This window comes from Volucribacter amazonae (genome assembly GCF_029783845.1).
GTDB lineage: Bacteria > Pseudomonadota > Gammaproteobacteria > Enterobacterales > Pasteurellaceae > Volucribacter > Volucribacter amazonae.
Genome location: NZ_LWID01000001.1, coordinates 541,099 through 564,709, shown reverse-complemented (window position 1 = coordinate 564,709; position 23,611 = coordinate 541,099). Strand labels below are relative to the sequence as shown.

The window sequence follows — 23,611 nt, the reverse complement described above, 5'->3', positions numbered from 1 at the left end:
TTAAGGGTAATAGATTAATAAGGTTTTTGTCTATTTCCTTTTTATAGTCGTCCCACTTTAAAATAATACAGGGTTGGCACACCTCGCCGTACTCTTTGCATTGCCTTCGGCGTGCCGTCTTGTCTTATTTTAAATTGCAACGATTATATTTAAGCATAGTAGAAAAAATAAATCACTTTAAACATCACTGGAGCGAGTAGAGAGCTCATAATGCCACATAGCACCAAAGCTAATGAACTATAACTTCCAGCTTTGACATCTTCTTGCATTGCGGAAGCTGTACCAAGTGCGTGAGCCGTAGATCCTAATGCTAATCCAATGGATTCAAGGTATTTAATCCGCATTTTACGCAAAATTAAATATCCAAAAACCGATCCGATTAAGCCAGCAATAACAACGCTTACCGCAGTAACCGCAACTACGCCGCCAATATTACCAGCGACTTCCATGGCAATCGGTGTTGTTACAGATTTAGGTAAAATTGTGGCAATAATTTCGGGACTTGCCCCTAATGATAAAGCAACTATTGCCCCACTTAACATCGCCACAATGGTTGCTAGAAAGCTAATCAATAAAATGGCTCGCCATTGTTTGCGAATTTGAGGAAGTTGTTCATATAAGGGCAAGGCTAATGCAACAACGCCTAATGATAAGAGATGATTTAATGGTGCATTCCCAATCATATAGCTATCATAAGAAATGCCTGTTAAGAGCAACAGCAAAACAAGAAATAATACACTGAGTATGAAAGAGTTAAAAATCAATGACTTCCAATGGCGATTAATTTTAATTGCAAGGGCAAAAACCGCAATAGTGAGCAAGGTATAAGCATAAATAAGATATTCCATTATTCTTTCCCCCTATTTTACGGTTAATTTTAAGCGTCTTTTTAACACTTTTTTTCTAAGATGTTTAAATGAAGTGCGTGAAAATAAATAATCTGATAATAGACCAATAAAAATCAAGGTAATAATGGTGCTGACAATATTGGGAATAAGTAAGGCTTTGGCTTGGGAAAATAATAAATCTGAATATTTAATTACGCCAACACTCACAGGAATAAAAAGTAGCGCCATATAACGAATAAATAATCCTGCACCAAAATAAAGCCATTCTAGTTTGATAATTTGTAAACATAACGCCGTAAATAATAGTAATAACCCCCAAATACTGGCAGGTACGCCAATGGGAACAAGGTAAGCAATAGCCTTGCCTAAAAATAGCATAAGATATAAAATCGCCAAGGAACGACATAAATCAAGGATTTTTCTTCTCATTGAAACACCTTTAAAAAATCTTGATAAATTTTATAAAATAATTTTACTCTTATTTTGGTATTGATGTGAATGTTATTACATAAATTTTTGATCTTAATTAAATCTTTTCATCGCATTTCTTGTTATTCATCTTGTTTCTTGCTTGGTTTGGCTTGCGTAATTAGCCATTCAGCACAGGCTAATCGGCAATTACAGTGCTACGTTGTTAAAATATCCGATGGTGATACCTTTAGCTGTTTATTGGCAAATAAGAAAAGCATCAAAGTAAGACTGGCAGAAATTGATGCACCTGAACGTAAGCAAGCCTTTGGTAATAAAGCACGCCAGACTCTCGCACAACTTATTTATAAAAAGCAGGTTAAATTATCCATTGCAGGTTATGATCGCTATCAGCGTACTTTAGCGACAGTGTACAATGGCCGAGGGCAAAATATTAATTTAATAATGGTACAACAAGGTATGGCTTGGGCTTATCATCAATATGTGCGTAATCCCGCTTATATTAAAGCACAGCAACAAGCCCAACAAAAAAAGCTAGGGTTATGGCAAGATAAATCGCCACAGCCCCCTAGCCTTTGGCGTCAACAACAAGCAAAGAAAACAAAAGGAAAATAGGCTATGCAATTTGATGTTGAACAATTTCGTCAGCATTTCCCTTATTTACAACAAAATCAAACCACAAGTTATTTAGATTCGGCGGCAACCAGTTTAAAGCCTCAAGCATTAATTGATGCAACAGTGGCTTTTTACCAATCGGCAGGCTCGGTGCATCGTAGTCAATATGATGAACAGCAAACCTATCTCTATGAACAAGCTCGCCAACGCTGTGCGGATTTTATTGGAGCAGAAAGTCCACAAGCGATTATTTGGACTTCAGGTACGACCCAAGCCATTAATATAGTGGCTTATGGTTTATTGCCACAATTACAAGCGGGCGATGAAATTATCATTAGTGAAGCGGATCATCACGCTAATTTTGTTACTTGGTCAGCCATTGCTAAAAAGTGCGGTGCAAAATTAATTATTTTATCCTTACAAGATAATTGGTTAATCGATCCGCAACAATTAAAACAAGCCTTAAACCAGCGTACCAAGCTCGTTGCCCTAAATTATATTTCAAATGTTACTGGTACAGAACAGCCACTCAAACAGCTTATTCCCATTATTCGTACCAATTCACAAGCCTTAATTCTGATTGATGCCGCACAAGCTATTAGTCATAAACAGATTAATTTATCTGAACTTGATGCGGATTTTCTGGCTTTTTCTGCTCACAAATTGTATGGACCGAATGGGCTTGGGGTTTTAAGTGGTAAATTAACCAGCCTTAATTTATTACAACCTTTATGCTATGGTGGTAAAATGATTGAAAAAGTGTCCAAGCAACATATAGATTTTGCCCCATTACCCTATAAATTAGAGGCAGGCACGCCAAATATTGCCGCAGTGATTGGTTTTAATGCCGTATTGGCTTGGCTACAACAATTTGATTTTTACCAAGCAGAACAATATGCTATTGCTCTTGCGGAACAAATAAAAGCTAAACTTGCTCAATATCCTGCTTGTCGTTTATTTAATTCGCCACAGCCAAGTACAGTGGTTTGTTTTATTTTTGAACATATCCATTGTGCTGACTTAGCCACCTTACTGGCGGAGCAACATATTGCTTTACGCAGTGGTGAACATTGTGCTCAACCTTATTTAGCCCGTTTAGGACAATCAGCCACATTGCGTCTATCTTTAGCGCCTTATAATCATCAACAGGATATTGAGCGTTTTTTTGCGGCATTAGATAAAAGTTTACAATTATTAGGGGAAGTATGAATTTAATTGAACAAATTCGCCAAGCAGAAAATTGGGAAACTCGCTATCGTTTAATTATTCAAGCGAGCAAGAATTTACCTCGCCCTAGTGAGGAAGAATTAGCACAAATGCAAGAAATCTACGGTTGCGAAGCTAAAGTATGGTTTAAATTTATTGCAAAAACTGACCGCACTTTTCAGTTTACTGCTTATAGCGAAGCAAGGGTTATTAACGGTTTATTATGGATACTTTTACAAGCTATCGCACAACAAAATGCTGATGATCTACGTCATTTTGACCTTAGCGCTTATTTTACTCAACTGGGTATTGCACAGCGATTAAGTCATACAAGGCTAAATGGACTAAAACAAATTGAGCAGATCATTCAACAATTACCCTCTAATTAAGTTTTGTCAGGTATTTATCGTCATTGAAAAAACAGGAGAAAAGAATGGCAGCAAGAGTAGTGGTATTAACAGGAGCAGGAATTTCCGCTGAATCAGGCATAAGAACCTTTCGGGCGAATGATGGCTTATGGGAAAATCATCGTATTGAAGATGTTGCCACGCCACAAGCCTTTCAACGTAATCCTCAATTAGTTCAAAATTTTTATAATCAACGGCGGCGTCAATTATTAAGTCCTGAAATCCAACCAAATCCTGCTCATTTTGCTTTAGCAAAATTAGAACAAAAAATCGGTGATAACCTACTAATTGTAACGCAAAATGTGGATAATCTACATGAACGTGCAGGCAGTAAAAATCTTATTCATATGCATGGTGAGCTATTAAAAGCACGTTGTGGTGGCTCTGGTAAGGTATATTCTTGGCAAAAAGATATTACTGAGCAAGATCGTTGTACTTGTTGCCACCCACCTCGTGAACTACGTCCACATATTGTTTGGTTTGGCGAAATGCCATTATCTATGGAAAAAATTTATCAATCGTTAGCAAAATGCGATTATTTTATTTCCATTGGTACTTCTGGTAATGTTTACCCAGCGGCAGATTTTGTAAGAGAGGCTAATTTGCAAGGGGCAACAAGCATAGAATTAAATTTAGAAAAAAGCCAACATTACACCGCTTTCAAACGTACTATATATGGAAAAGCTAGTGAAATTGTGCCGAGTTTTGTTGAGCAATTCTTAAAAGAACAAGATTGTTAAAGGGAATAACAGTAGACAAGTTTTTGCCTACTGTAGTCGTTCCACTTAAAAATGATACAGTGTTGGTACGCCTCGCCATACTACTAGCACTGTCTTTGGCGTACCGCCTTGTCTCATTTTAAATTGAAACGACTATACATATTACGGTGTTTTGTTTTAGCCTTGATTTTTTTGTTGATCTGCAATACAAACTGCGGCAGTAAATAAGACATCGGTTGATGAATTTAAGGCTGTTTCGGTTGAATCCTGTAATACACCAATAATAAAACCTACTCCAATTACTTGGGCAGCAATTTCATTTGGAATGCCAAACAAGCTACAAGCGAGTGGAATTAATAATAATGAACCACCGGCAACCCCTGAAGCCCCAGCACCACAGATAGAGGCAACAACACTAAGTAATAATGCACTTCCTAAAGAAACTTCCATGCCTAAGGTATTCACTGCGGCTAAAGTTAATACAGCAATAGTAATCGCCGCTCCTGCCATATTGATGGTTGCACCTAATGGAATAGAAACGGAGTAGGTTTCTTCATTTAAGTTTAAACGTTTTGCTAAGCCCATATTTACAGGAATATTTGCTGCGGAGCTACGGGTTAAAAAGGCGGTTAAGCCACTTTCACGCACACAAGTCCAAACTAATGGGTATGGATTACGGCGAATTTTCCAGAAAACTAAAATTGGATTCACTACAAAAGCGACAAATAACATACTACCGATTAATACCGCTAATAGATGAACATAGCCAAGTAATGAAGATAATCCACGATCCGCTAAAGTGTCAGCCACTAAACCAAATACCCCAATAGGAGCGAGAGAAATAACAAAATAAACGATTTTTGAAATAGCTTCAGAAATATCATTGAGAACATTTTTGGTGGTATCAGAGGCATGGCGTAATGTAATACCTAACCCGATAGCCCAAGTTAAAATACCAATGAAATTTGCATTAAATAAAGCACTTAATGGGTTATCTAATGCACTAAATAGGACTGATTTTAATACTTCAGAAATTGCTCCCGGTGGCGAAAGGCTAGTATCTTGTACCGCAAGAGCAATGGTACTTGGAAATAGGAAACTGAATACTACGGCGGTTAACGAAGCAAGAAATGTGCCTAACGCATATAAAATAATAATGTCTTTCATATTGCTTTGGCTACCAATTTTTTTATTGGCAATGGCGGCAATTACTAAGACAAAAACCAGAATTGGTGCAACCGCTCGCAATGAACGTACAAAAATTTGTCCCAATAAGCCGACTTTTTCAGCGATATTAAAGCCGAGAGTTGGTTCTAAGGTTGGGGAAATCAAGGCAACGATAATACCTAACACTAAACCGATGGCAATACGCTTAATGAGATTTCCTTGGAAAAATAATGAAAAGAAACGTGAAATATTCATAATTTTATCATTGATGTTGTGTTTGGCAGGTAACCCTGCGGTTAATCATGATATAGCCTATTAATGTAAGCTATATGACCTATTAGAGGTAAGAAAGATTAGCTTAATTTGAACGGAAATAAAATATAAAAATAAAAAAATTACACAAAAAAATGAATTTTTATTGACACATTGTTTTTTTATACAGTATATTAACTGTATTCTTATACAGCAAGAGTGCTTGAGGTGAATATGGATCATCGTGTAATAATGGATAATGAAAAGCCAATTTTCTCTTATCAACCTATGCCGTTTTATACGGATTGTAGTCATAATGCGTTAGGAAAAAATAACTTGGTTAAATATAAATTAGATTTAAATCTCTATTGTATTAAACGTCCAAAACAAACTTGTTTTGTGCAGGTTACCAATCCAAATATGCTTGCTTGGGGAATTGAACAAGGGGATATTTTAGTGGTTGAACAAGCGAATAAACTAACCGTTGGCGATTTAATTGTACTAGAGCAAGGGGAGCAATTTTTACTGTATGAATTATTGCAGGAGGGCGAGCAAGAATGGCTATTTATGTCATTAGATGCCAAATATCATAGCATTAGTACCAAGAACTGGCAGGAATTAAAGGTATTAGGGCGGGTAACCAATACGATTCATCAATTTAAGCCAAGAAAAAATATGTTTCAGCCTTCGGTGCAATAAAAGTGCGGTGTAAAATCCAATTATTTTGGCGAGGAAAGAATACGGCGAGATTGAGTATAGTTTTTGTGCCAATAATTTTCATTTAATGAGCTAATAGTAACCCCTTGGCTTGTACTTGCGTGCATAAATTGTCCATTGCCAATATACAAACCTACATGGCGGTTATTGCGAAAGAACACGAGATCCCCTTGTTGTAATTGTGCCTTTTTAATGGGTTTTCCAAGCTGACGTTGTTGTGTTGTAGAGCGAGGAAGATTGACTTGATAAATTTGTGCAAAAATTTGCTGCATAAAGGCGGAGCAATCTATGCCATTTTTTGTTGTACCGCCTAAACGATATTTTGTGCCTACCCATTGTTGGTAGAGGTGGGCAAGCTGACTATTATTTATGAGTGCAGGGTGGCTAGCTTTATTGGTTTTAAGCGGTAATGGAGTTTCTGGTGTTTCAATTTGTTGCGGATTATTGGATTGCACGATGGTGCTACAAGCACTGATTAATAATAATCCTGTTATAATGAATAGTGGTTTCAACATTTTCACATTGTTTTGCTATTTTTGATAAAATTTCGCAGATAATATTTGAATTGGTATATATCTTTCTTAAAACAAGCTATCGGTGTACAAAAAGCACGATGGAAGGGTGTTATTTTAAAGTAGAATGACGATAATATCCAGTTTTTATACTGAATTGTTGATTTTAGGTTAAAACTTGACGTATTTTTTGCATAAATTATGAAAAGTGCGGTCAATTTTTCAATTATTTTTTAAGGAGAATATAATGACAACAACGCAAGTTACCCCTTTTTCACTGATTAGCCGTTTATTTGGTAATTTATTTTATCGCCAACCTCAAGATCCCATTTTAGCTAATATTTTTGCTTGGTTAGCACAACAGCAATTAAGCCCAATTTGGCCATTATCTACTGATAATCAAAGTGAACAGGCGTTAAAGGTTTTACAATCGTCTCAGGATTTGGTGCAATTAAATAAAGAATATGAGCATTTATTTGATCCACAAGCAGGGGCAGTAAAGGTTAAACTTAGCGATTATGATGCAATTACACTGGCGGATTTCTTACAATTTCGTCAGCAGTATGCTATGCCTGTATTAGAAAACGCTGACCATATTGCCCTTTTATTATTAACCTCTGCTTGGATTGAAGATAATCTTGAGGATATGGAGGTGCAAAAAATGTTTTTTGTTCAATTTTTACTGCCTTGTGCCAGCCAATTCTTAGGGCAAGTAGAGGCTCACGCTCATTTACCTTTTTATCGTGCTTTATCTCAATTATGCCGAGATATGTTGTCAGCTATGGCGGACGAGTTAGAAGAGCAAGGATAGTTCCTATTTATGCATAGTTTGAATAGCGTGATAGAGATTTGGTAATAATTGATTCATCATTTCCAATTGTTGGATCGGCACAGTGAAATCTATTTGACTAAGTTGTTGGTTATAATCGTTCAAAAATTGTTTAAGGTTTTCACTAATTTGTTGTTGTAATTGGTCAAATTCTTTTGTATTCAAACTATTGAGATGTTCTAGTGTGTAGATCATTTTTTTCGCTGTTGGGTAAAATTGTGCGAGAAAATCCCGTTGTTGTTTTAAGTTTGCCATATGACTACGGTATGCCCCTAGTGCGGAAATATAGCTAAGCAAAGAAGCGTTAAGTTTTAGCAGTTGAAATCCTTCACTTAAGTGGGATTGGTATTTATGGGGTTCATTATTCATATTGGCTACTGTAATGTAGAGCGTATTTGCACTGTTATGTGCATTACGTCTTGCAATACGGTATTTTAAATCATCAACTTGACCAAATTGTAGTTGGCTGACAATGTATAGTAAGTATTTTGCATTGGCTTTGAGGGCTTGTGTACTTACTTTGTTTAATTCTAAATATTTCCAATCAGGCCATAAATAAGAAACGGCAAGCCAAGAAATTATTGAACCTGTTAAGGTGTCTATGACACGAGGTATCATTGCACCATGTAGATCAAAACCAATAATATCAAAACTCATTAGAACTTGAATTGTGATAAAAAAGGTGGAAAAACTATAATTATTGCTACGAAAGAAGAAAAATAAGGTACTGGATAAGACCACAATACCTAGTTTGGTTTCTAGGGTTGTACCGATATAAGGTAATAATGATCCCACAATAACCCCAAGAATTGTGCCGACAATACGTTGTTTTAAACGTGTTTTGGTGGCGGAATAATTGGGTTGACATACAAAAATAGCGGTGAGTAGAATCCAGTAACCTCGTTCTAATTGTAAAAATTCTGCAATACTGCAACAGATAAAGACTACGATAGAGAGTCTTAAAGCATGGCGAAATAGTGGAGAACGGAAGTTAAGTTGGCTACGGACAGTTTCAAGGATATTGCTTAATCCAGTGATGTTGTCATTGTTAATTTGTTGGTGCTGACGTTTTTCTTGTTGGTTGTCTTGATCGAGGTGTTGTAATTGCCAAGCAACATTTTGCAAATTTTCAATCAGTGTTTGTAAAGGAAATTGTTGAGATTGAGAATGTTGTTGCTGGTAATATTCAAAAGATTGCTGGATACCTTGTAGAGCCTTTTCTAAGCGTAAGTTATGTTGATAAGGCATATTTTGTTGTAGTTGGTAGGCAAATTGGCGACAGGTTTGAGCTTGTAATTCTAGTAAACGTTGGATACGGAATAAAAGATCGCTATTTTTCAGTTGTTGAGTCATACGTTGGTAATTAAAATGACTAGAGTTCACTTTTTCATGAATTTCCTGAGCGATAACGTAGTAACGTAGCATTTTTTGGGTGCGAGAATGGCGATGTTGTCCTTTTAAACGATAGAATAATGAGGTTCTACATTCATTAAATGATTGAATAACCTGATTATTTTTTAATGCTAACTGGACTTGTTTTTGCTCTAATTCATCAATGTCATCAGGATCAAAAAAACTGGCTTTGGTTTCTAAATAATCCGCAAGGGCAAGAAAAGATTTACAGATATTCTCTTGCACAGGGCGGTGCGGAAACAGAAGGTAAACAAGCATGGCAGTAATGCTATATAGCAATGTTCCAGTTAAAATCATCAGAGGGTTAAGATACCAAGGGGTAGCAGGTAAATAGGTTAATCCTGTATAAAGTGCAACTACTAAAGTACCAAAGGCAACGGTGTTATAGCGTTGTCCTAATGCGCCAAGCATTGTAAAGATAAAGGTCATGGTTGTCATAACCATAATAAAGGCGTGGCTATGCCCTAAAGTAAGTTGAGTGGCGATTGATGAAATGGTAAAAGCAATAAGGGTATAAAAGAGGTTTTTTATTCGCCCTGTGAAACGATGATCGAGATCGACTAAACCACCAGCAATAATGCCTAACACTAATGGCATACTTTGTTGGGATATTGCTAATAGCCATACCAATAATGAAGCGATATTAACAGCAATAAATACAGGTAAAACCGCAATAATATTGGCAGTTAGCCAGCGTTTGATCATCATATTAAACTTAATCGTTAAATTGTTTTTGCGCTTGAATTTGTCTTGCTTGTTGAGCCACTTCTTTGCTCACAACCCGTTGCCCAACGGGAAATAAGGCGATAGCCGCAAGTTTAAAATTCGCAATACCAGTGGGAATGCCTATAATGGTAATACATTGTGCGATACCTGTAAGAACGTGAGATAAACATAACCACCAACCAAAAAAGATAAACCAAATAATATTGAGTACTGTGCCAATTCCATTGCTGATGGGGTGGGTAGGTTCTAAATATTTGACATGAATAATATCATTGCCAAAGGGAACAAATGCCATTTTAGTAATTTCCCAACAACTGCGAGTATAGGGTAGGGTAATAATCAAGATAGCACTGACGATAGTCGCAAATAACCAGCCCAATGTGGTAAAAAAACCGCCTAAGATAAAGTTTAAGATATTAAGAATTAATGCCATAAGGTTGTCCTAATCATATTATTGGCTAATGTTGATGAGTATAGCAAAAGGCGATAACCGAATATATAGTCGTTCTAGTTTAAAATAATACTGCGTTTTCGCCTTGCCTTATTGAAAATAATATAAGGTTGTTTATTTTAACCGTTCAGCTAAGTAGCCTTGGTAATCAGGGATCGTAATTTCACATGGTTGAGCAAACAAGGGAGAACTGATTAAAAAGTTAGCACTAGCTTCGTTCATTGCAATAGGAATATTCCAAACGGTGGCTACTCGCATTAAGGCTTTGACATCAGGATCATGAGGAACGGCATTCATAGGATCCCAAAAGAAAATAAGAAGATCGATTTTCCCTTCGGCGATAAGTGCACCTAATTGTTGATCACCGCCCATAGGACCACTGAGTAAACTGGTTATTGTTAGTTGAGTATGTTGATGAATTAGATTACCCGTTGTTCCTGTGCCGTAGAGATGATGAGGCAATAATAAAGTGCGGTGAGTTTTACACCAATTTATCAGTTGCTGTTTGCGGTGATCATGTGCCACAAGTGCAATATTTTTTTGATGAGAAAGTTGGCGAGTAGTCGTGTTCATTGTCTTCTCCTATGTGCTAAACAAAAAGTGAGCTTGGCTCACTTTTTATTCGTATTGGGATAAAGAATATCAAGTTTTTATTGTTGTTTTGCCCAATTTAGGAAACGTGCTTGGGTTTCTTTGTCGGCTTGCTGGAACCAATATTGTAGCTGTTGTTCTACAATATTTTCACCTTGTACTACCACTTTGCCTTTTTGTGTTTTAGCGATACCGGGAATACTTGCAGGAATTGCTGTTGTGGCAAATGCTGTTACAGAAGCGACAGCACCCGAAGCATTATAATCTGAAAGATTTTCAATTAAATTCACACCGGGTAAAAAACCTTCTTGTTTTAATCGATCTTGTTGTGTATTGATTACTGTGCCAGAAGTAGTTTTTACTGTGATTTGAGGATTTTGTTTGAAATTACTGACATCACGTTCATTTTCAAGACGAGGTGCTGAGATAATAATATCTTCATTAGAGCCTTGGAAAGTTATAATAATTGGATCTGATTCAAACAAGGTACGATCAGAGCCAGCTCGTATAATTTCTGAAACACGAATAACTACTTGGTGCTTGTTACCAGCTTGAGCATTAAAAGAGCGAGCTTCTTTTAATAAGGATTTATTCGCTTTTTTTCCATCAATGGCAAGAAAGTCTATATTAGAAGAGCTAGTTACTACACCAGCAAAAGTTGCGCTACTTGCAAAAAGCATTGTTGCAGTCAACGCCAGATGACGAAGTTTCATGTCGACTCCTGAAGTTACAATCATTCAATGATAATTAAGTTAGGGTACTTTGGTTGAGTACAGTGTTATATCCTAGTCTAAATTAATTAAAATTGAAATATTAAAGATGAGTAATTGAGTATAGTTGTTTATAATATAATCAATTATTCTCCATAAACGTGAAATTTTATGGAGAATAATTTGTTTATTAAACAACATTAAGTTGTGCCATCATACCTAGGTTTTCATGTTCGAGAATATGGCAATGGAACATACGAAGACCTTTTTGACGTTGTACAATTTTTATTTTGACTAGCTCGTAGGGTCGTATATTAACGGTATCTTTTAATGCCTTGACTGGTTTATAAGATTTGTCTTCAAAAATATGTTCAAGCACAATAAATTGTGTACCATGGATATGGAATGGGTGATCCATATGAGAAATATTAAAGATAGACCATTCTTCAACCTCATTAACCTTACTGACAAGATCTACACGATTCATATCATAAGTTTTTCCATTTACAAGAAACATATTCTTTAAAATGTCTTGCGTTTCCTGTTCAGATAAATTTTCCCAATCAATATGATGATGTTGGCGTTCCACAAAGGTAACTTCTTTTTGGGCAGTAATTGCACCGAAATCATCAATTTGGCGTAATTTATTTGGTATTACCAATTCTTGCTGTGGGGTTAATTCAATATTTGCTAAGGTTTGTGTGATAGGTTCAAAAGGAACAAACATTTTACCTCGATTATAAGGCAGATTTTGTAAGTTAGTTTGCCCTGTTTGATGAATTTTTACTATTACTTCATAACGCTCAGCTGGGGCGAGTAATAGTTCGCTAACTGGTGATTGAGGTTGCTCAAGTAGCCCTCCATCAGTTCCTACCACGATGAACTCACAATGAGGTATGGCTAAGCGAAGATATTTGGCACTACAAGCATTCCAAATACGGATACGTTCTTGTCCTGTTAAGGTTATTTTCGGTTGGCGTTGACCATTAATGAGGGTAAATTGTCCTTCTCGTCCATTAATCCAATCAAATACTTCATTGCCTGGGATTTGAGCATTATTATCTAAGCGTAAATCAGAAATGAGCCAATGTTGTTCAGGTAAAAAGGAAAGTGGATCATCTTTGGCTTTAACAATAAATGCACCCGCTAATCCTTTATAAGCCTGACTGGCAGTTAATCCATGGGCATGAGTGTGGTACCAATAAGTGCCAGCACAACCTTTAGGAAGAGTAAATTGGTAAATGCGTGATTGTCCGGGTTCTACGGGATCTTGAGGATTACCGTCTTGATCTGATGGGGCGGGTAAACCATGACAATGCAAAGTGGTAGGTTCATCAAGCTGATTATGAAGTTCAAGTTCTATGCGATCCCCTTCATTCGCAATAATTAATTGTCCTGGTATATAGCCGTTATAGGTAAAAAATTCGGTAGGTTTGCCTTTAACTAGCTCAATATTATGCCGTTTTACTACTAATTTAGCTTTAAACACATTTTCCTGTTTTGATTCGTTTGTGAGCAAGGTTAATGGTGCTAACGGCATATTGTTGGCTAAGGCTTCAACGGGAAGTAATGCTGTTGGTGGAGCGATAGGAATATTCTCATACATTGCTGTATGATGAAGATGATGTTTATCACAAGCCATAGTTTTAAACTGAGGTAGTAAAGCTAAAGCTGTTGCTGATAAGCTAAAGTGAACAAATTGACGGCGATTCATGACTCCTCCCTAAGGGTTTTGTTGGTGGATATTTTTATTTTTTGATATGGTTTATCAATACTCTTGCTAATGTTTGAGTGCTATCTTCATTAAGATAAAGTGCGGGTTCAATCAGTTCTAATTCATTAATGAGCAATTTTTCTTCTAATACTATTCCATCAATTCGGGCATAGAGCGGAATTTGAGGTAATTGATTAATAAGATTTTGGGCTTGTTGTTGAATTTTATTTTTAGGAGATATGGGAATTATTTGTACTCCATAAGCACTATTTGCACGCCATTCGCCTTGACGAGGTTGTCGTTTTACTGCATGGCTATATTGCCCATTAAAGAAAATTAAACTGGTTTCACCATAAGTTTGTATTTCTGGGATAAAAGGTTGTAAGACAATCTCTTGTTTATAATGTGATAAATTAATTGTGTTTAACGCTTGCTGGGTCAGACAAATAACATTTTTACCACTTTGACCTATGGTGGGCTTAATTACAACGGTATGCCAATGTTGTTGGCACATAATTTGTTTAATCAATGTATTATTGGGGGGAACAATTAGGCTAGGAATAACGTTTTTTCCCATTTTGGCAAGGTCGCATAAATAGTTTTTATGTGAATTCCAAAGTAATAAGCTAATTGGATTAAAGAAATCAGTTCCTACCTTTTGTGCTTGCTTTAACCAATAAATAAATTGATTAGCTTGTTCAGAATAATCCCAACAACAAAGCGGTAACACAAAGTCGGTCATAGGTAAATTTTGCCATGGCGTAATGGTTATTTTTACTTGTTGACGCAGTAAATGCCATAATCCTTGTAAATTAGCACTGAGCTCAGGATATTGTTGGCAGGTTGTAATGGTAAGCATTTTTTTATTATTCAGAAAAATATTTTGTTAAACGTCCTTTATTTTGCATAGATCGTTTATCTAATTCAAAGACCATTGCTTTTGCTTGTTCAAGGTTTACGGGATTACCTGCTTGAATGACACCATTCATATTGACCATGCGATGAGGCGGGCAAGTGTAGACATAAATACCTTCTTCACTGAGTGTAATAGTAAAGTCTTGACCGTCTTCACTAAGAAATTCAGTAACACCTTCTGGCAATGTTTTACTTTGTACCCAATGCCCTTTATGAGTTGCCTTAAAGGTTACCGTATCTCCTACATTTGCTTTTAGATAAGCAGGCTCAAATACCATACTACCACCTTCACCATAGTCGAGCATTTGTATTTCATGGTGTTGGTTAGCAAATGTTGCAGAAGAAAATGCGAATAAAAGGGTAAGAATAGATAATGATTTTTTCATAGAATTTTCCTTATGTTTATTTAATTCAAGGGTTTTTTAGCTAATGGGCGAATAACGGGTAATCCTGCATTATCAAACAATATTTCTAGATGAATATGATAGAGTTGACTAATGATGTCTTGTTTTAAGACGTCATTAGGTAAACCTTGCGCTTGTAATTTCCCTTCGCCTAATAATATTAGCTTATCAGAAAATTGGGAGGCAAGGTTTAAATCGTGCAATATCATAATGGTAATTATTTGATGTTTTCTAGTATATTGTTGTACTTTTTCAAGTAAATTTAATTGATGGTGCATATCTAAAGCACTCACAGGTTCATCTAATAATAAAATATTAGGTTGTTTGATCAGTGCTTGAGCGAACATAATCAATTGTCGTTGTCCACCACTTAAGGTAGTAATATCTCTATGTGCTAGATGACTAATTTCTAGCATTTGCATTAATGTTATTACCTCAGAGAGATGTTCATCACTGATATGTAAGGTTAATTTATCAATATGTCCCAGTAATATAACTTCTAGTGCATTCAATGAAGCATCAACGAGGCAATCTTGTGGCATATAGCCAATAGATTTTTGCCATTTTGACAAAGATTCTTGGTTAAATTGTTGTTGATAGCTTATTTTCCCTTGATAGGGTATTTCTCCAAAGATTGCTTTAAGCAATGAAGATTTTCCAGCACCATTAGGGCCTAAAATCGTATAAATTTTTCCTTGTTCAAAATTAAGGTGTAAATTTTCTACGATTTTTTGTGTATGACGATAAATTGTTAAATCTTCTAACTGTAACATACTAACGTTTTGTCAAAATAATCCAAAAGAAAAAAGGAACGCCAACAAAAGAGGTAACGATTCCTACTGGAAATAAAGCGCCAGGTATAATGATTTTTGATAGCACTGAAGATATAGAAAGAAAAACCGCTCCCACTAACATTGCGCCCGGTAAAAAGAAACGCTGATCTTCACCTAATAATAGGCGTGAAACATGAGGTGCAACAAGGCCAATAAAACCAATTACCCCTACAAAACTGATTGCAGTAGCCGTCATAATAGCGACAATGATCAAGGTTTTTATGCGTAAGAATTGTAAGTTAATGCCTAAACTTTTTGCCCTTTCTTCACCTAAGCGTAAAGCAGTAAGTTTCCACATATCTTTTGAAAGTAAGAAAATAGCTATTCCTGTAATAACAAAAGTTACTGTTAAATTTTCCCAAGTTGCTTTGGTCAAACTGCCAAAAAGCCAAAATAAAATCTGCTGAGAAATTTCAGGGGCTGAAATATATTGAATCAGTGATAATAATGATTGGAATAGAAATAATAATGCGATTCCTACTAATACTAACATTGCCGCATTAAAACGGCGAGAGGCTGAAAAAAGAAACAGAATCATCGCTGAAAACATAGTCATGATAAATGCTCCTAAGGGAACGGCAAAGGTAGTTGGCAAGCCAAAACTCCCAAAAGCAATAACCAATGATGCCCCTAATCCTGCTGCTGCGGCAAGTCCTAGTGTGTAAGGACTTGCCATAGGATTGTTAAGTAACGTTTGTATTTCAGCCCCACCAACACCAAGAGCAGCACCTACCACCAACGCCATAAGAGCCATGGGTAAACGCAATTCAAAAACAATGATATGGGTCATTTTATCCACATCTTTTAATTGAAATAAAGCATTAATCACTTCATTAATGGGTAACATTGATGGGCCTGTTACAATATCAAAAACAAGGCTACAAAAACAAAGTATCAAGAAAGAAAACAGCACAAACCAACGTTTACGTTCTAATAAACGTTGGTTTTTGATAATTTGATTAACGGTTGTTGATGTCATAAGTTATTCTTGCGTTAGGATATAAAATGTACCTTGTGGAATAACGGGAAGATTATCACGATAAAAGTCCAAATAGGTTTGTTCTGGATTTAAATCGGTAAAGAGTTCAGGATAAATGGCTTTTGCCATAAACTGTAATGAAGCTCCGTCAGACAATGTACGAGAATTTGCATGGTAGGCACCATATAAATGTTGATTTTTTATGGCAGGGAGATCTGTCCACCCTGCTCGATGAGCAAATTGTGCTAGGCGTTTTTCCGCATCTTGTCGTTCTATTTGCCAACCTAATACCATAGCTTCGGGATTTTTCTTCAATTCAGTTTCTCGCCCTGTAATAATAATGACATCAGGTTTAGCAGCAAGAACTTGCTCAGGATTAATAGAGCCATAATAATCAACAGATGATGCTGAAATATTTTCACCTCCAACTAGATCAATCATTGCTCCCCACATACTTTTCCCAAAAGTAATACTGTGTTCACTTGGGCCTTTATTACCAAACTCAGCATAAACTTTAGGTTTAGGTAAATTGGCTTGTTTTACTCTAGATTGAATAGTATCAACAATTTGTTGATAATTTTTAGATAACTGCTTAGCCTTTTCTTCTTGGCCAGTAAGTTTTCCCAAAATTTCAGTAGATTGGAGATGTTTTTCAACAGTTTGAGCATTATAATCAAGTACGACAATAGGGATATTAGCTTTTTCTATTTTATCTAAATCTGAGCCTAAAGCTTGGTATTGCCAATCGGCCAAAATCAACAGATCGGGATTTAATGACATCACTTTTTCAATGGAAAATGTTCCTACTTCAACTTCACCAACATCCGCTAATTCATTTAATTTCGGAATTGCTTGGCTAAAGGCTTGCCAACTTGGTGGAGCCCAATCACTCCAAACGGCTTTAGAAAAACCAACGACATTATCTAAAGCGTTTTCGCCTCCTATTGCCATATAATCTTGGTAATAAAAACCGAGAACAACACGTTTGGCGGGTAAATCAACAGTAACTTGTCTATTGGCTGTGTCGGTAATTTGTACAGGTTTAGCATAAAGATATGGAGAAATTGTGGCGATAATAGCACTTAGTAAGTAAGATGATAGTTTAAATTTTGATAACATAATGACTCCTTATTTAGAATAAAAAAGTTATAAATAAGCAAATAAAATGCCTTTTTATTATATTGTAATGATAATTATTTTCAATGACAATAATAGAAAAAAGAAAACTTTCAGAAAATAGACCGCACTTTATGATGTATTGAGAGAGGATAAATATTGATATAGTGATTTTACTTTTAAATAAAATGGTGTTACACGCCTTGTTTTATTTCAAGGTAAAATGATTAAAATATGTCAGTGAAAGGAATAAATTAATGGGAAATCAACGAATCACAAAACATTTTGCCATTTACGGCAAGGTACAGGGTGTCGGTTTTCGTTATTTTACTTGGAAACAAGCTAAACAAATGCAGATAACTGGCTGGGTAAAAAATTTGGAAGATAATAGTGTTCAGGTCTTAGCACAAGGGAGTGAGGAAGATATTGCCTTATTTAAGCAATGGTTAGAACAAGGACCTAAACAAGCTAAAGTAGAGCTTGTCCTTGAGTTAGAGCAAGGACAAGTGGTGGAACAAGTTTATTCACAATTTTCTATAAAATATTAACCTTCGTTGCTTATAAACATTTGGCTGGCTTAGGTAATCCAGCAAGTTTAGTCGCTTGTTTGGCTGGACCATCGGGAAATAAACGTTGTAAATAACGACTATTGCCTTTTTCTTCGCCTAGTTTTTGACTCATTGCTTTTACCAGCATTCTAATCGCAGGAGAGGTTTTGTATTCTTGATAAAAATGACGGACAAAATAAATAACTTCCCAATGTGCTTCACTGAGTGTAATTTGTTCTTGCTGTGCAATAAGCTCAGCCACAGCCGGCGACCATTGGTTAAGATCCATTAAATAACCATTAGGATCAGTCTCAATAATAACACCGTTAAGTTTAAGCATTATTTTTCCTCTTATATAAAAATGGAAAGCCCCAATTAAAGGGGCTTTAATCTTGATAAAATGTCCTTAATCACGGTTTAACGACAATAAGTTTAATAAACTAATAAATAGGTTATAAAGTGAAACAAAAATACTCACTGTGGCTCGAATATAATTAGTTTCTCCGCCATGGATAATATTACTTGTTTCAAATAAAATCATACCTGCTGAAAAAATGACGAATAATGCACTAATAGCCACTTGTAAACCAGGGATATTTAGGAAGAAACTTGCAATGACACCAACGACTAACACGATGAATAATGCAAATAACATACCAGACATAAACGACATATCTTTTTTAGTGGTCAAAACATAGGCTGAACAAGCAAAAAAGACAATGGCAGTCCCCGCTAATGCTAAGAAAACAATATCACCTGCACCATAGCTAATATAAGCATTGAGAATAGGCCCTAAGCTATAACCTAAAAAGCCAGTAAAGGCAAATGTTGCTAAAATACCTAAAGCACTATTGGCAAGTGAATAGGTTAAAAATAATAAGCCATAAAACCCTACTAACATAACAATAATCCCCGGACGAGGTAGGTTAAAGCTCATAGAAACAAAAGCCATTAATGCAGAAAAACTTAATGCCAAGGCTAATAAAAAGTAAGTATTACGTAGCACTTTATGTGTACTAAGTAATGAGGTTGATTGTTCACGACTATCAACAACAATACGAGGTTGCATAAAATTCTCCTTAGAATTGTGAATGAGATGTAATAATGGTTAAAGGTAATGTTTCAGCCCTGAAAAGTCAATATTCATAACAAAATTTGTATTAAACTAAAGCAAAGTGAACAAATAATCAGCTTTTGAACCATAAAAACAAAGATTTTCATTTACTCAATAAAAAAACTATATTATATTTCGCTCCGTCAAAACGACGGAGGAATGGTCGAGTGGTTGAAGGCACCGGTCTTGAAAACCGGCGAGGGTTTACGCCCTCCGTGAGTTCGAATCTCACTTCCTCCGCCATCAAGTTATATTAAGTCGTAAGTAAAGAGCTTTCAAATCAATAACTTACGGCTTTTTTATTTTCTGGCAGATCGAATAAATTTTCGTTTTCTGCTTGCATTTTTGAGCTGTCAAAAATAGACTTTGACGAAAACTTGACTTGATTTGCGTAGTTCAATAAATGCTCTGCGTTTAAATGGGCATATTTCTGCACCATTTCTAAGGTTTCCCAGCCACCAAGTTCTTTTAAAACCATTAGCGGCGTGCCGTTTTGAACATGCCAACTTGCCCAGGTATGCCTTAAATCATGAAAACGAAAATTGGTTATATTGGACTTATTCAAAGCCCGCTTAAAATCCTCCCTATCAATATCCGTAATTAATTTTCCTTTTCCCCGATGAAAAATGTAATTTGAGATTTTCTTCGTTTCTTTTTGCCTTAAGAAATTGATTGCTTCGTGGCTTAAAGGCAATGCCCTTGCTCGCCCTGATTTGGCAATATCGCTCGTTACAATAGCGATACTTCTTATAAAATCAATTTTATCCCAAGTCAGGGTTAAGATTTCTGTCATTCTTGCGCCAGTCATAAGGGCAAAAGAGCAGACGTCTTTCATCCAAGATAAACTTAAATTATCGAGTAATGTATCTGCTTCATAATGTGTTAGCCAACGTACTCGTTTTTTAGGTTCATCATTTTTCTTAACATAGGGAATTGAATCAACCCAACCGGCTTGTTTAGCCAAATTTAAGGCTCGCATAATTGAGGTACGATAACGATTTTGCGTTGATGGGGACAATTCGTTACCTGTACTCGTTTTGTGAGTGGGCAGATTGTTTACAATATCTTCACTTGTTAAAGAGCTTAAGGATTTATGCCCTATTGCAGCCTGCCAATATTCTGCGTGTCGAGCTTTAGTATCTTTATCTCTCTGATGTAAGGCTTCTTTGAGAAATAAAATTAGAGCATCTTCAACGGTTTTATCAGGCTTTTTGTTTAATTTACACTGTAACCAAGCCTCATGTTTGAGTTTGTCGTGTAATTCTTGGGCTAATTTTTTTTCACTTGTGTGAGAAGAGCAACGAATTCGTTGCCCGTTTGGTGTGGCGAAATCAATTTGCCATATTCCACTTTTTTTGTCTTTCCTGATCGGCATGTTTTCTCCTTATCGCCGACCCAAACACCTAGTCGGCTTGTATTTTGTGCTGTTTGGATCATTAAATCAAGATCCGATTTTTTAATTCTCCATCCTTTACAGCCTTCCATTTTAAAAAATCCCCATTTTTCACGTTTGTTATAAATCGTGTTATAGGAATAGTTTAAATATTTTGCAGCTTCTCTTATGGTTAATATTTCAGGTGCGTCCATAATCTTTTCCCTACAAATATTTATCCTTAATCAACCTATGCAAAACGTTTTTAAACGCTCTGACATATTTCGCATTAAAGTTTAGCCATTTAATCCTGATATGTTTTGTATTCTTCCAATCAGATATAAATCGATTACGTTGAATACACTTTTTATAGGCTTTCTTGGTTTGCCTGAAATTCCAACATTTTCGCTGTCGGCAACAAGTGATTTCTATTTCATTAGTTTTAGTGTTATGGGCTTCTAGGTTAATCATAGGTTATACTCACTTTTTAAATATTGCTGAATTCTCAATCCAATCCATCGCATTACAGGAACAGCCATAGAATTTCCAATGGCTTTATAGCGAGGGCTATCAGGGCATTGCTCGGCAGGTTTGTTACGGTAAGGTATTTTTGTCCAATTATCAGGAAAACCTTGTAAACGTTCGCATTCAACAGGTGTAAGTTTCCTCACAACACTTTTCTGGGTAATACAAGGAACATTATTTCCCCCTGTTCCCATTCTCGCTTTTAAGGTTGGAGATACATTTTCATGCAATCTAATCGCCTCTGTTCCCTTTATTTCAAACAGCACATTTTCCATACCATTATTACGCCCCAAACAATGAGCCGTCTTTTCTGATACGATTGGGTCTTGCGTACCATGTACAATAACAGGTGGTTGCTTATATTGCGTTGCTACCATTGCTGAACAAATATTCTCGTTTACGGTTATTTGCTTATCAATGCACATCACTGATCGATTATTTGAAGTAATGCTTGTTTCAATGTTTTGGGTAAAATCTTTCCCCTCTTTTCCGCTCGGTTTAATATTCCCTGACAAGCTCGCTTGCTCAAATAATATTTGGCAGGTACTTCGTTTTCTAGCACTTGCCACAAGGAACACTCTTTTGCGGCGTTGGGCAACTCCGAAATATTGAGCATCGAGGGTTCGCCATGTAAGGGTTCTTTGAGCATGGATATAACCAGCATTTCCCCATTTGAGCTGTCGTGGCGGTAGTAATGGCTCTGAGCCGTTAGCCAATCCAGCCAAAAACTGTCCGAAAGCGTTGTCCTTGGTTGAAAGAACACCGGGAACGTTTTCCCACAGGATGATAAGGGGGGCTTTGCCGTCTTTATATCTGATATGGTCGATTGCATTGGCTATCTCCAAAAATTTCAATGTTAAATTACCTCGTTCATCTTCTAGCGATAAACGATAACCTGCTACCGAGAATGCTTGACAAGGCGTACCACCCACAAGCACATCAGGGGCTTCTATTTCACGAGTTAATATTTTGTCTGCAAGTAAAGTCATATCACCGAGATTAGGAACTTCTGGGAAGTGGTGTGCTAACACTGCACTAGGAAAAGGCTCAATTTCAGCAAACCATAAAGGCTGTGCGAAATTATGCCAAGCACAGGTTACTGCCTCAATCCCTGAACAGACTGAGCCATAAGTGAATTTCATTTGATTTCTCTTTATGAAAAAAGTAATATTGTTTTAAAAGAAAATAAAAACATAAGATTATGATTTTTATACACATGAATCTTATTATTTATACTCATTTTCATTACTCTTTTACATTATCAACATCTAATAAAATACTTCTTAACTGATAAATCATATATAAATAAACTTTTTTTATGGGTTTATTTATATTAGATAATAAAATCTCCTCAAAACCCATAATCAAATCTTTGATAGCTTGTGCATCAATCTCAAAATATCTTTCATCTTTATTAAATACCGATTCTACAAGCTGATAAACACCCTCATAATAGCTTTTATATTGTGGAGTCTCTTTTTTCTTTTCGCATACTTTTGCATAAATAACCGCTAGTAGATCTTTCAAAAAAATTTCTGTTTTCTCTTCTTCATCTAGGTTATTTGCATAGAAAAAATAATTAATATTATCAACTGAATTTAATAGGTCATCTAGATCGCCTATCATTCTATTTACTAAATAAAAATCATTCAGTAAAACACCGTCTAAAACATCTAAACAGCGTACCTCTTTTGTCATTAAGTCTGATAGTTCTAATTCGCTAAAGTTATCTGTATTAAAAATTTCCGTTGCTAACATTTTTAATAATCCTCATCGCTATAAAATATAATAAAAAAGCCACGATTGTGGCTTTATGATTTGTAATGTTTAATTCTTATCCACGAAAAGGTTTCACTTTAATTATCTCAAAAAAGAATAAACACAGGTTTACTCACACTTTTGAACCAGTCCGCAAATTCTTTCTTGTCGCGCTCGCCCTTTAAATCAATTAGATAATGTAACGCACAGAAAAACAGCACCGTTAGTAAGGCTATCGTAAAAGCAAAAACATTAGCACCCATTACGCTATATAGTTTATCTGATATGCTATATACCCACGCCCACCATACTAAATTTTCCATAGTTTTCTCCTATTTTTAGTTTGTTTAAGTAAAAGAAAACTCACTAACAGATTGCTAGTGAGTTTGGTGGTAAGAAAATAATTAATTAGTGGTTATTTATCATCAGAACATAAAATATGTTCGCTTCTTGCTCTTAAATCAACAGAAACACAATACAGCTCCCAATAGCCTTTATTGTTTTTCTCTCTAACTATAACGAATATTTCATCATCACATCCACTACTACATTTCCAATCTATATAGTTTTCTTCTAAAATTTGCTCAGCAACTAAATCAAAACGACCAGAATTCGAACAAAGCTTATCCCAATCTCCATTTTCTATTTTTTCTAAAATTTCTTCTTTCGTTGGCTCATCATTCCAACTTGAAAATGCAATGTATTCATAGGTTTTCATATATTTATCTCCTAAATTTAGTA

At 35.9% G+C, this 23,611-nt stretch carries 29 protein-coding genes and 1 tRNA gene; 8 read left to right on the top strand and 22 right to left on the bottom strand.

The features are described from left to right. Positions 1-149: 149 nt before the first annotated feature. Complete coding sequence (locus tag A6A20_RS02940; protein WP_279572068.1) at positions 150-848, bottom strand: CidB/LrgB family autolysis modulator; 699 nt, start codon at positions 846-848, stop codon at positions 150-152. Positions 849-860: 12 nt separating this feature from the next. After that, positions 861-1,277 (bottom strand): CidA/LrgA family protein, encoded by a 417-nt coding sequence (locus A6A20_RS02935; RefSeq protein WP_279572067.1) that lies wholly within the window; start codon positions 1,275-1,277, stop codon positions 861-863. A gap of 69 nt (positions 1,278-1,346) precedes the next feature. Between A6A20_RS02935 and A6A20_RS02930 the strand changes: the two genes are divergently transcribed. From A6A20_RS02930 to cobB, 4 genes are read left to right on the top strand one after another with little or no spacing between them, the layout of a single operon-like run. Next, positions 1,347-1,892 (top strand): thermonuclease family protein, encoded by a 546-nt coding sequence (locus A6A20_RS02930; RefSeq protein ID WP_279572066.1) that lies wholly within the window; start codon positions 1,347-1,349, stop codon positions 1,890-1,892. Positions 1,893-1,895: 3 nt separating this feature from the next. After that, positions 1,896-3,101 carry an aminotransferase class V-fold PLP-dependent enzyme gene (locus tag A6A20_RS02925; protein WP_279572065.1) on the top strand — a complete coding sequence of 402 codons (1,206 nt, stop codon included), beginning with the start codon at positions 1,896-1,898 and terminating at the stop codon, positions 3,099-3,101. Next, complete coding sequence (locus tag A6A20_RS02920) at positions 3,098-3,487, top strand: SufE family protein (RefSeq protein ID WP_279572064.1); 390 nt, start codon at positions 3,098-3,100, stop codon at positions 3,485-3,487. The genes A6A20_RS02925 and A6A20_RS02920 overlap by 4 nt, the downstream gene beginning before the upstream one ends. 44 nt (positions 3,488-3,531) lie before the next feature. Then, positions 3,532-4,245 carry a Sir2 family NAD+-dependent deacetylase gene (gene cobB / locus A6A20_RS02915; RefSeq protein WP_279572063.1) on the top strand — a complete coding sequence of 238 codons (714 nt, stop codon included), beginning with the start codon at positions 3,532-3,534 and terminating at the stop codon, positions 4,243-4,245. Between the two features lie 156 nt (positions 4,246-4,401). Here cobB and sstT read toward each other — a convergent pair whose 3' ends face one another. Then, positions 4,402-5,646, bottom strand: a complete 1,245-nt coding sequence (sstT, locus tag A6A20_RS02910) for a serine/threonine transporter SstT (RefSeq protein WP_279572062.1) — start codon at positions 5,644-5,646, stop codon at positions 4,402-4,404. A gap of 231 nt (positions 5,647-5,877) precedes the next feature. On the opposite strand from sstT, the gene A6A20_RS02905 reads away from it, so the two are divergent. Beyond that, positions 5,878-6,342, top strand: a complete 465-nt coding sequence (locus A6A20_RS02905; RefSeq protein WP_279572061.1) for a LexA family protein — start codon at positions 5,878-5,880, stop codon at positions 6,340-6,342. Between the two features lie 20 nt (positions 6,343-6,362). Here the strand turns inward: A6A20_RS02905 and A6A20_RS02900 are convergent, their stop codons facing one another. Continuing rightward, positions 6,363-6,875, bottom strand: coding sequence for an NlpC/P60 family protein (locus tag A6A20_RS02900; protein WP_279572060.1), 513 nt, complete (start codon positions 6,873-6,875; stop codon positions 6,363-6,365). 244 nt (positions 6,876-7,119) lie between these two features. On the opposite strand from A6A20_RS02900, the gene A6A20_RS02895 reads away from it, so the two are divergent. Next, positions 7,120-7,683 (top strand): TorD/DmsD family molecular chaperone, encoded by a 564-nt coding sequence (locus A6A20_RS02895; RefSeq protein WP_279572059.1) that lies wholly within the window; start codon positions 7,120-7,122, stop codon positions 7,681-7,683. A 3-nt stretch (positions 7,684-7,686) separates the two neighbouring features. On the opposite strand, the gene yccS is transcribed toward A6A20_RS02895, so the two are convergent. The 10 genes from yccS to A6A20_RS02845 form a co-directional block, all read right to left on the bottom strand. After that, positions 7,687-9,816 (bottom strand): YccS family putative transporter, encoded by a 2,130-nt coding sequence (gene yccS, locus A6A20_RS02890; RefSeq protein ID WP_424585437.1) that lies wholly within the window; start codon positions 9,814-9,816, stop codon positions 7,687-7,689. 13 nt (positions 9,817-9,829) lie between these two features. Further along, positions 9,830-10,273 carry a YccF domain-containing protein gene (locus A6A20_RS02885; protein WP_279572057.1) on the bottom strand — a complete coding sequence of 148 codons (444 nt, stop codon included), beginning with the start codon at positions 10,271-10,273 and terminating at the stop codon, positions 9,830-9,832. Positions 10,274-10,405: 132 nt separating this feature from the next. Then, complete coding sequence (locus A6A20_RS02880; RefSeq protein ID WP_279572056.1) at positions 10,406-10,864, bottom strand: methylglyoxal synthase; 459 nt, start codon at positions 10,862-10,864, stop codon at positions 10,406-10,408. A gap of 77 nt (positions 10,865-10,941) precedes the next feature. Beyond that, positions 10,942-11,595 carry a curli polymerization inhibitor CsgI-related protein gene (locus A6A20_RS02875; protein ID WP_279572055.1) on the bottom strand — a complete coding sequence of 218 codons (654 nt, stop codon included), beginning with the start codon at positions 11,593-11,595 and terminating at the stop codon, positions 10,942-10,944. A 187-nt stretch (positions 11,596-11,782) separates the two neighbouring features. Continuing rightward, positions 11,783-13,306 (bottom strand): multicopper oxidase family protein, encoded by a 1,524-nt coding sequence (locus A6A20_RS02870; protein WP_279572054.1) that lies wholly within the window; start codon positions 13,304-13,306, stop codon positions 11,783-11,785. Positions 13,307-13,340: 34 nt separating this feature from the next. Next, positions 13,341-14,165 carry an ATP-grasp domain-containing protein gene (locus A6A20_RS02865; protein ID WP_279572053.1) on the bottom strand — a complete coding sequence of 275 codons (825 nt, stop codon included), beginning with the start codon at positions 14,163-14,165 and terminating at the stop codon, positions 13,341-13,343. Positions 14,166-14,172: 7 nt separating this feature from the next. Next, positions 14,173-14,607 carry a plastocyanin/azurin family copper-binding protein gene (locus A6A20_RS02860; protein WP_279572052.1) on the bottom strand — a complete coding sequence of 145 codons (435 nt, stop codon included), beginning with the start codon at positions 14,605-14,607 and terminating at the stop codon, positions 14,173-14,175. A 20-nt stretch (positions 14,608-14,627) separates the two neighbouring features. After that, entirely contained in the window at positions 14,628-15,398 is a 771-nt protein-coding gene (locus A6A20_RS02855; RefSeq protein ID WP_279572051.1) for an ABC transporter ATP-binding protein, read from the bottom strand. A 1-nt stretch (position 15,399) separates the two neighbouring features. Next, entirely contained in the window at positions 15,400-16,437 is a 1,038-nt protein-coding gene (locus A6A20_RS02850; RefSeq protein ID WP_279572050.1) for a FecCD family ABC transporter permease, read from the bottom strand. 3 nt (positions 16,438-16,440) lie between these two features. After that, positions 16,441-17,556 (bottom strand): ABC transporter substrate-binding protein, encoded by a 1,116-nt coding sequence (locus tag A6A20_RS02845; protein ID WP_279572049.1) that lies wholly within the window; start codon positions 17,554-17,556, stop codon positions 16,441-16,443. 254 nt (positions 17,557-17,810) lie between these two features. On the opposite strand from A6A20_RS02845, the gene A6A20_RS02840 reads away from it, so the two are divergent. After that, positions 17,811-18,101: an acylphosphatase gene (locus A6A20_RS02840; RefSeq protein WP_279572048.1), complete on the top strand. Its 291-nt coding sequence runs from the start codon at positions 17,811-17,813 to the stop codon at positions 18,099-18,101. Between the two features lie 10 nt (positions 18,102-18,111). On the opposite strand, the gene A6A20_RS02835 is transcribed toward A6A20_RS02840, so the two are convergent. Then, positions 18,112-18,441 (bottom strand): TusE/DsrC/DsvC family sulfur relay protein, encoded by a 330-nt coding sequence (locus A6A20_RS02835; protein WP_279572047.1) that lies wholly within the window; start codon positions 18,439-18,441, stop codon positions 18,112-18,114. Between the two features lie 66 nt (positions 18,442-18,507). Next, positions 18,508-19,170: a Bax inhibitor-1 family protein gene (locus A6A20_RS02830; protein ID WP_279572046.1), complete on the bottom strand. Its 663-nt coding sequence runs from the start codon at positions 19,168-19,170 to the stop codon at positions 18,508-18,510. 198 nt (positions 19,171-19,368) lie between these two features. Here A6A20_RS02830 and A6A20_RS02825 point away from each other — a divergent pair. Further along, positions 19,369-19,458 (top strand) — tRNA-Ser (locus tag A6A20_RS02825). Positions 19,459-19,495: 37 nt separating this feature from the next. Here A6A20_RS02825 and A6A20_RS02820 read toward each other — a convergent pair. The 6 genes from A6A20_RS02820 to A6A20_RS02795 all read right to left on the bottom strand — a co-directional run bounded on the left by A6A20_RS02820 (position 19,496) and on the right by A6A20_RS02795 (position 23,588). Further along, entirely contained in the window at positions 19,496-20,590 is a 1,095-nt protein-coding gene (locus tag A6A20_RS02820; protein ID WP_279572045.1) for a tyrosine-type recombinase/integrase, read from the bottom strand. After that, positions 20,485-20,802 (bottom strand): helix-turn-helix domain-containing protein, encoded by a 318-nt coding sequence (locus tag A6A20_RS02815; protein ID WP_279572044.1) that lies wholly within the window; start codon positions 20,800-20,802, stop codon positions 20,485-20,487. The genes A6A20_RS02820 and A6A20_RS02815 overlap by 106 nt, the downstream gene beginning before the upstream one ends. Positions 20,803-21,054: 252 nt before the next feature. Further along, positions 21,055-22,254 carry a DNA cytosine methyltransferase gene (locus A6A20_RS02810; RefSeq protein WP_279572043.1) on the bottom strand — a complete coding sequence of 400 codons (1,200 nt, stop codon included), beginning with the start codon at positions 22,252-22,254 and terminating at the stop codon, positions 21,055-21,057. 103 nt (positions 22,255-22,357) lie between these two features. Beyond that, the gene (locus tag A6A20_RS02805) at positions 22,358-22,870 is read right to left on the bottom strand and encodes a hypothetical protein (RefSeq protein WP_279572042.1); all 513 of its coding nucleotides are present in this window, start codon (positions 22,868-22,870) and stop codon (positions 22,358-22,360) included. Positions 22,871-22,977: 107 nt separating this feature from the next. Then, positions 22,978-23,193, bottom strand: coding sequence for a hypothetical protein (locus A6A20_RS02800; RefSeq protein WP_279572041.1), 216 nt, complete (start codon positions 23,191-23,193; stop codon positions 22,978-22,980). 92 nt (positions 23,194-23,285) lie between these two features. Beyond that, positions 23,286-23,588, bottom strand: coding sequence for a hypothetical protein (locus A6A20_RS02795; protein WP_279572040.1), 303 nt, complete (start codon positions 23,586-23,588; stop codon positions 23,286-23,288). Positions 23,589-23,611: the final 23 nt, after the last annotated feature.

Coding starts and splice junctions, on each gene's coding strand:
- A6A20_RS02880 (WP_279572056.1), bottom strand. CDS start 10,864: ATGAACACGACTACTCGCCAACTTTCTCATCAAAAAAATATTGCACTT.
- A6A20_RS02920 (WP_279572064.1), top strand. CDS start 3,098: ATGAATTTAATTGAACAAATTCGCCAAGCAGAAAATTGGGAAACTCGC.
- A6A20_RS02795 (WP_279572040.1), bottom strand. CDS start 23,588: ATGAAAACCTATGAATACATTGCATTTTCAAGTTGGAATGATGAGCCA.
- A6A20_RS02865 (WP_279572053.1), bottom strand. CDS start 14,165: ATGCTTACCATTACAACCTGCCAACAATATCCTGAGCTCAGTGCTAAT.
- cobB (WP_279572063.1), top strand. CDS start 3,532: ATGGCAGCAAGAGTAGTGGTATTAACAGGAGCAGGAATTTCCGCTGAA.
- A6A20_RS02850 (WP_279572050.1), bottom strand. CDS start 16,437: ATGACATCAACAACCGTTAATCAAATTATCAAAAACCAACGTTTATTA.
- A6A20_RS02820 (WP_279572045.1), bottom strand. CDS start 20,590: ATGCCGATCAGGAAAGACAAAAAAAGTGGAATATGGCAAATTGATTTC.
- A6A20_RS02930 (WP_279572066.1), top strand. CDS start 1,347: ATGTTATTACATAAATTTTTGATCTTAATTAAATCTTTTCATCGCATT.
- A6A20_RS02800 (WP_279572041.1), bottom strand. CDS start 23,193: ATGGAAAATTTAGTATGGTGGGCGTGGGTATATAGCATATCAGATAAA.
- A6A20_RS02885 (WP_279572057.1), bottom strand. CDS start 10,273: ATGGCATTAATTCTTAATATCTTAAACTTTATCTTAGGCGGTTTTTTT.
- A6A20_RS02845 (WP_279572049.1), bottom strand. CDS start 17,556: ATGTTATCAAAATTTAAACTATCATCTTACTTACTAAGTGCTATTATC.
- A6A20_RS02935 (WP_279572067.1), bottom strand. CDS start 1,277: ATGAGAAGAAAAATCCTTGATTTATGTCGTTCCTTGGCGATTTTATAT.
- A6A20_RS02895 (WP_279572059.1), top strand. CDS start 7,120: ATGACAACAACGCAAGTTACCCCTTTTTCACTGATTAGCCGTTTATTT.
- A6A20_RS02830 (WP_279572046.1), bottom strand. CDS start 19,170: ATGCAACCTCGTATTGTTGTTGATAGTCGTGAACAATCAACCTCATTA.
- sstT (WP_279572062.1), bottom strand. CDS start 5,646: ATGAATATTTCACGTTTCTTTTCATTATTTTTCCAAGGAAATCTCATT.
- A6A20_RS02875 (WP_279572055.1), bottom strand. CDS start 11,595: ATGAAACTTCGTCATCTGGCGTTGACTGCAACAATGCTTTTTGCAAGT.
- A6A20_RS02905 (WP_279572061.1), top strand. CDS start 5,878: ATGGATCATCGTGTAATAATGGATAATGAAAAGCCAATTTTCTCTTAT.
- A6A20_RS02840 (WP_279572048.1), top strand. CDS start 17,811: ATGGGAAATCAACGAATCACAAAACATTTTGCCATTTACGGCAAGGTA.
- A6A20_RS02870 (WP_279572054.1), bottom strand. CDS start 13,306: ATGAATCGCCGTCAATTTGTTCACTTTAGCTTATCAGCAACAGCTTTA.
- A6A20_RS02805 (WP_279572042.1), bottom strand. CDS start 22,870: ATGTTAGCAACGGAAATTTTTAATACAGATAACTTTAGCGAATTAGAA.
- A6A20_RS02815 (WP_279572044.1), bottom strand. CDS start 20,802: ATGGACGCACCTGAAATATTAACCATAAGAGAAGCTGCAAAATATTTA.
- A6A20_RS02900 (WP_279572060.1), bottom strand. CDS start 6,875: ATGTTGAAACCACTATTCATTATAACAGGATTATTATTAATCAGTGCT.
- A6A20_RS02855 (WP_279572051.1), bottom strand. CDS start 15,398: ATGTTACAGTTAGAAGATTTAACAATTTATCGTCATACACAAAAAATC.
- A6A20_RS02925 (WP_279572065.1), top strand. CDS start 1,896: ATGCAATTTGATGTTGAACAATTTCGTCAGCATTTCCCTTATTTACAA.
- A6A20_RS02860 (WP_279572052.1), bottom strand. CDS start 14,607: ATGAAAAAATCATTATCTATTCTTACCCTTTTATTCGCATTTTCTTCT.
- A6A20_RS02940 (WP_279572068.1), bottom strand. CDS start 848: ATGGAATATCTTATTTATGCTTATACCTTGCTCACTATTGCGGTTTTT.
- A6A20_RS02810 (WP_279572043.1), bottom strand. CDS start 22,254: ATGAAATTCACTTATGGCTCAGTCTGTTCAGGGATTGAGGCAGTAACC.
- A6A20_RS02835 (WP_279572047.1), bottom strand. CDS start 18,441: ATGCTTAAACTTAACGGTGTTATTATTGAGACTGATCCTAATGGTTAT.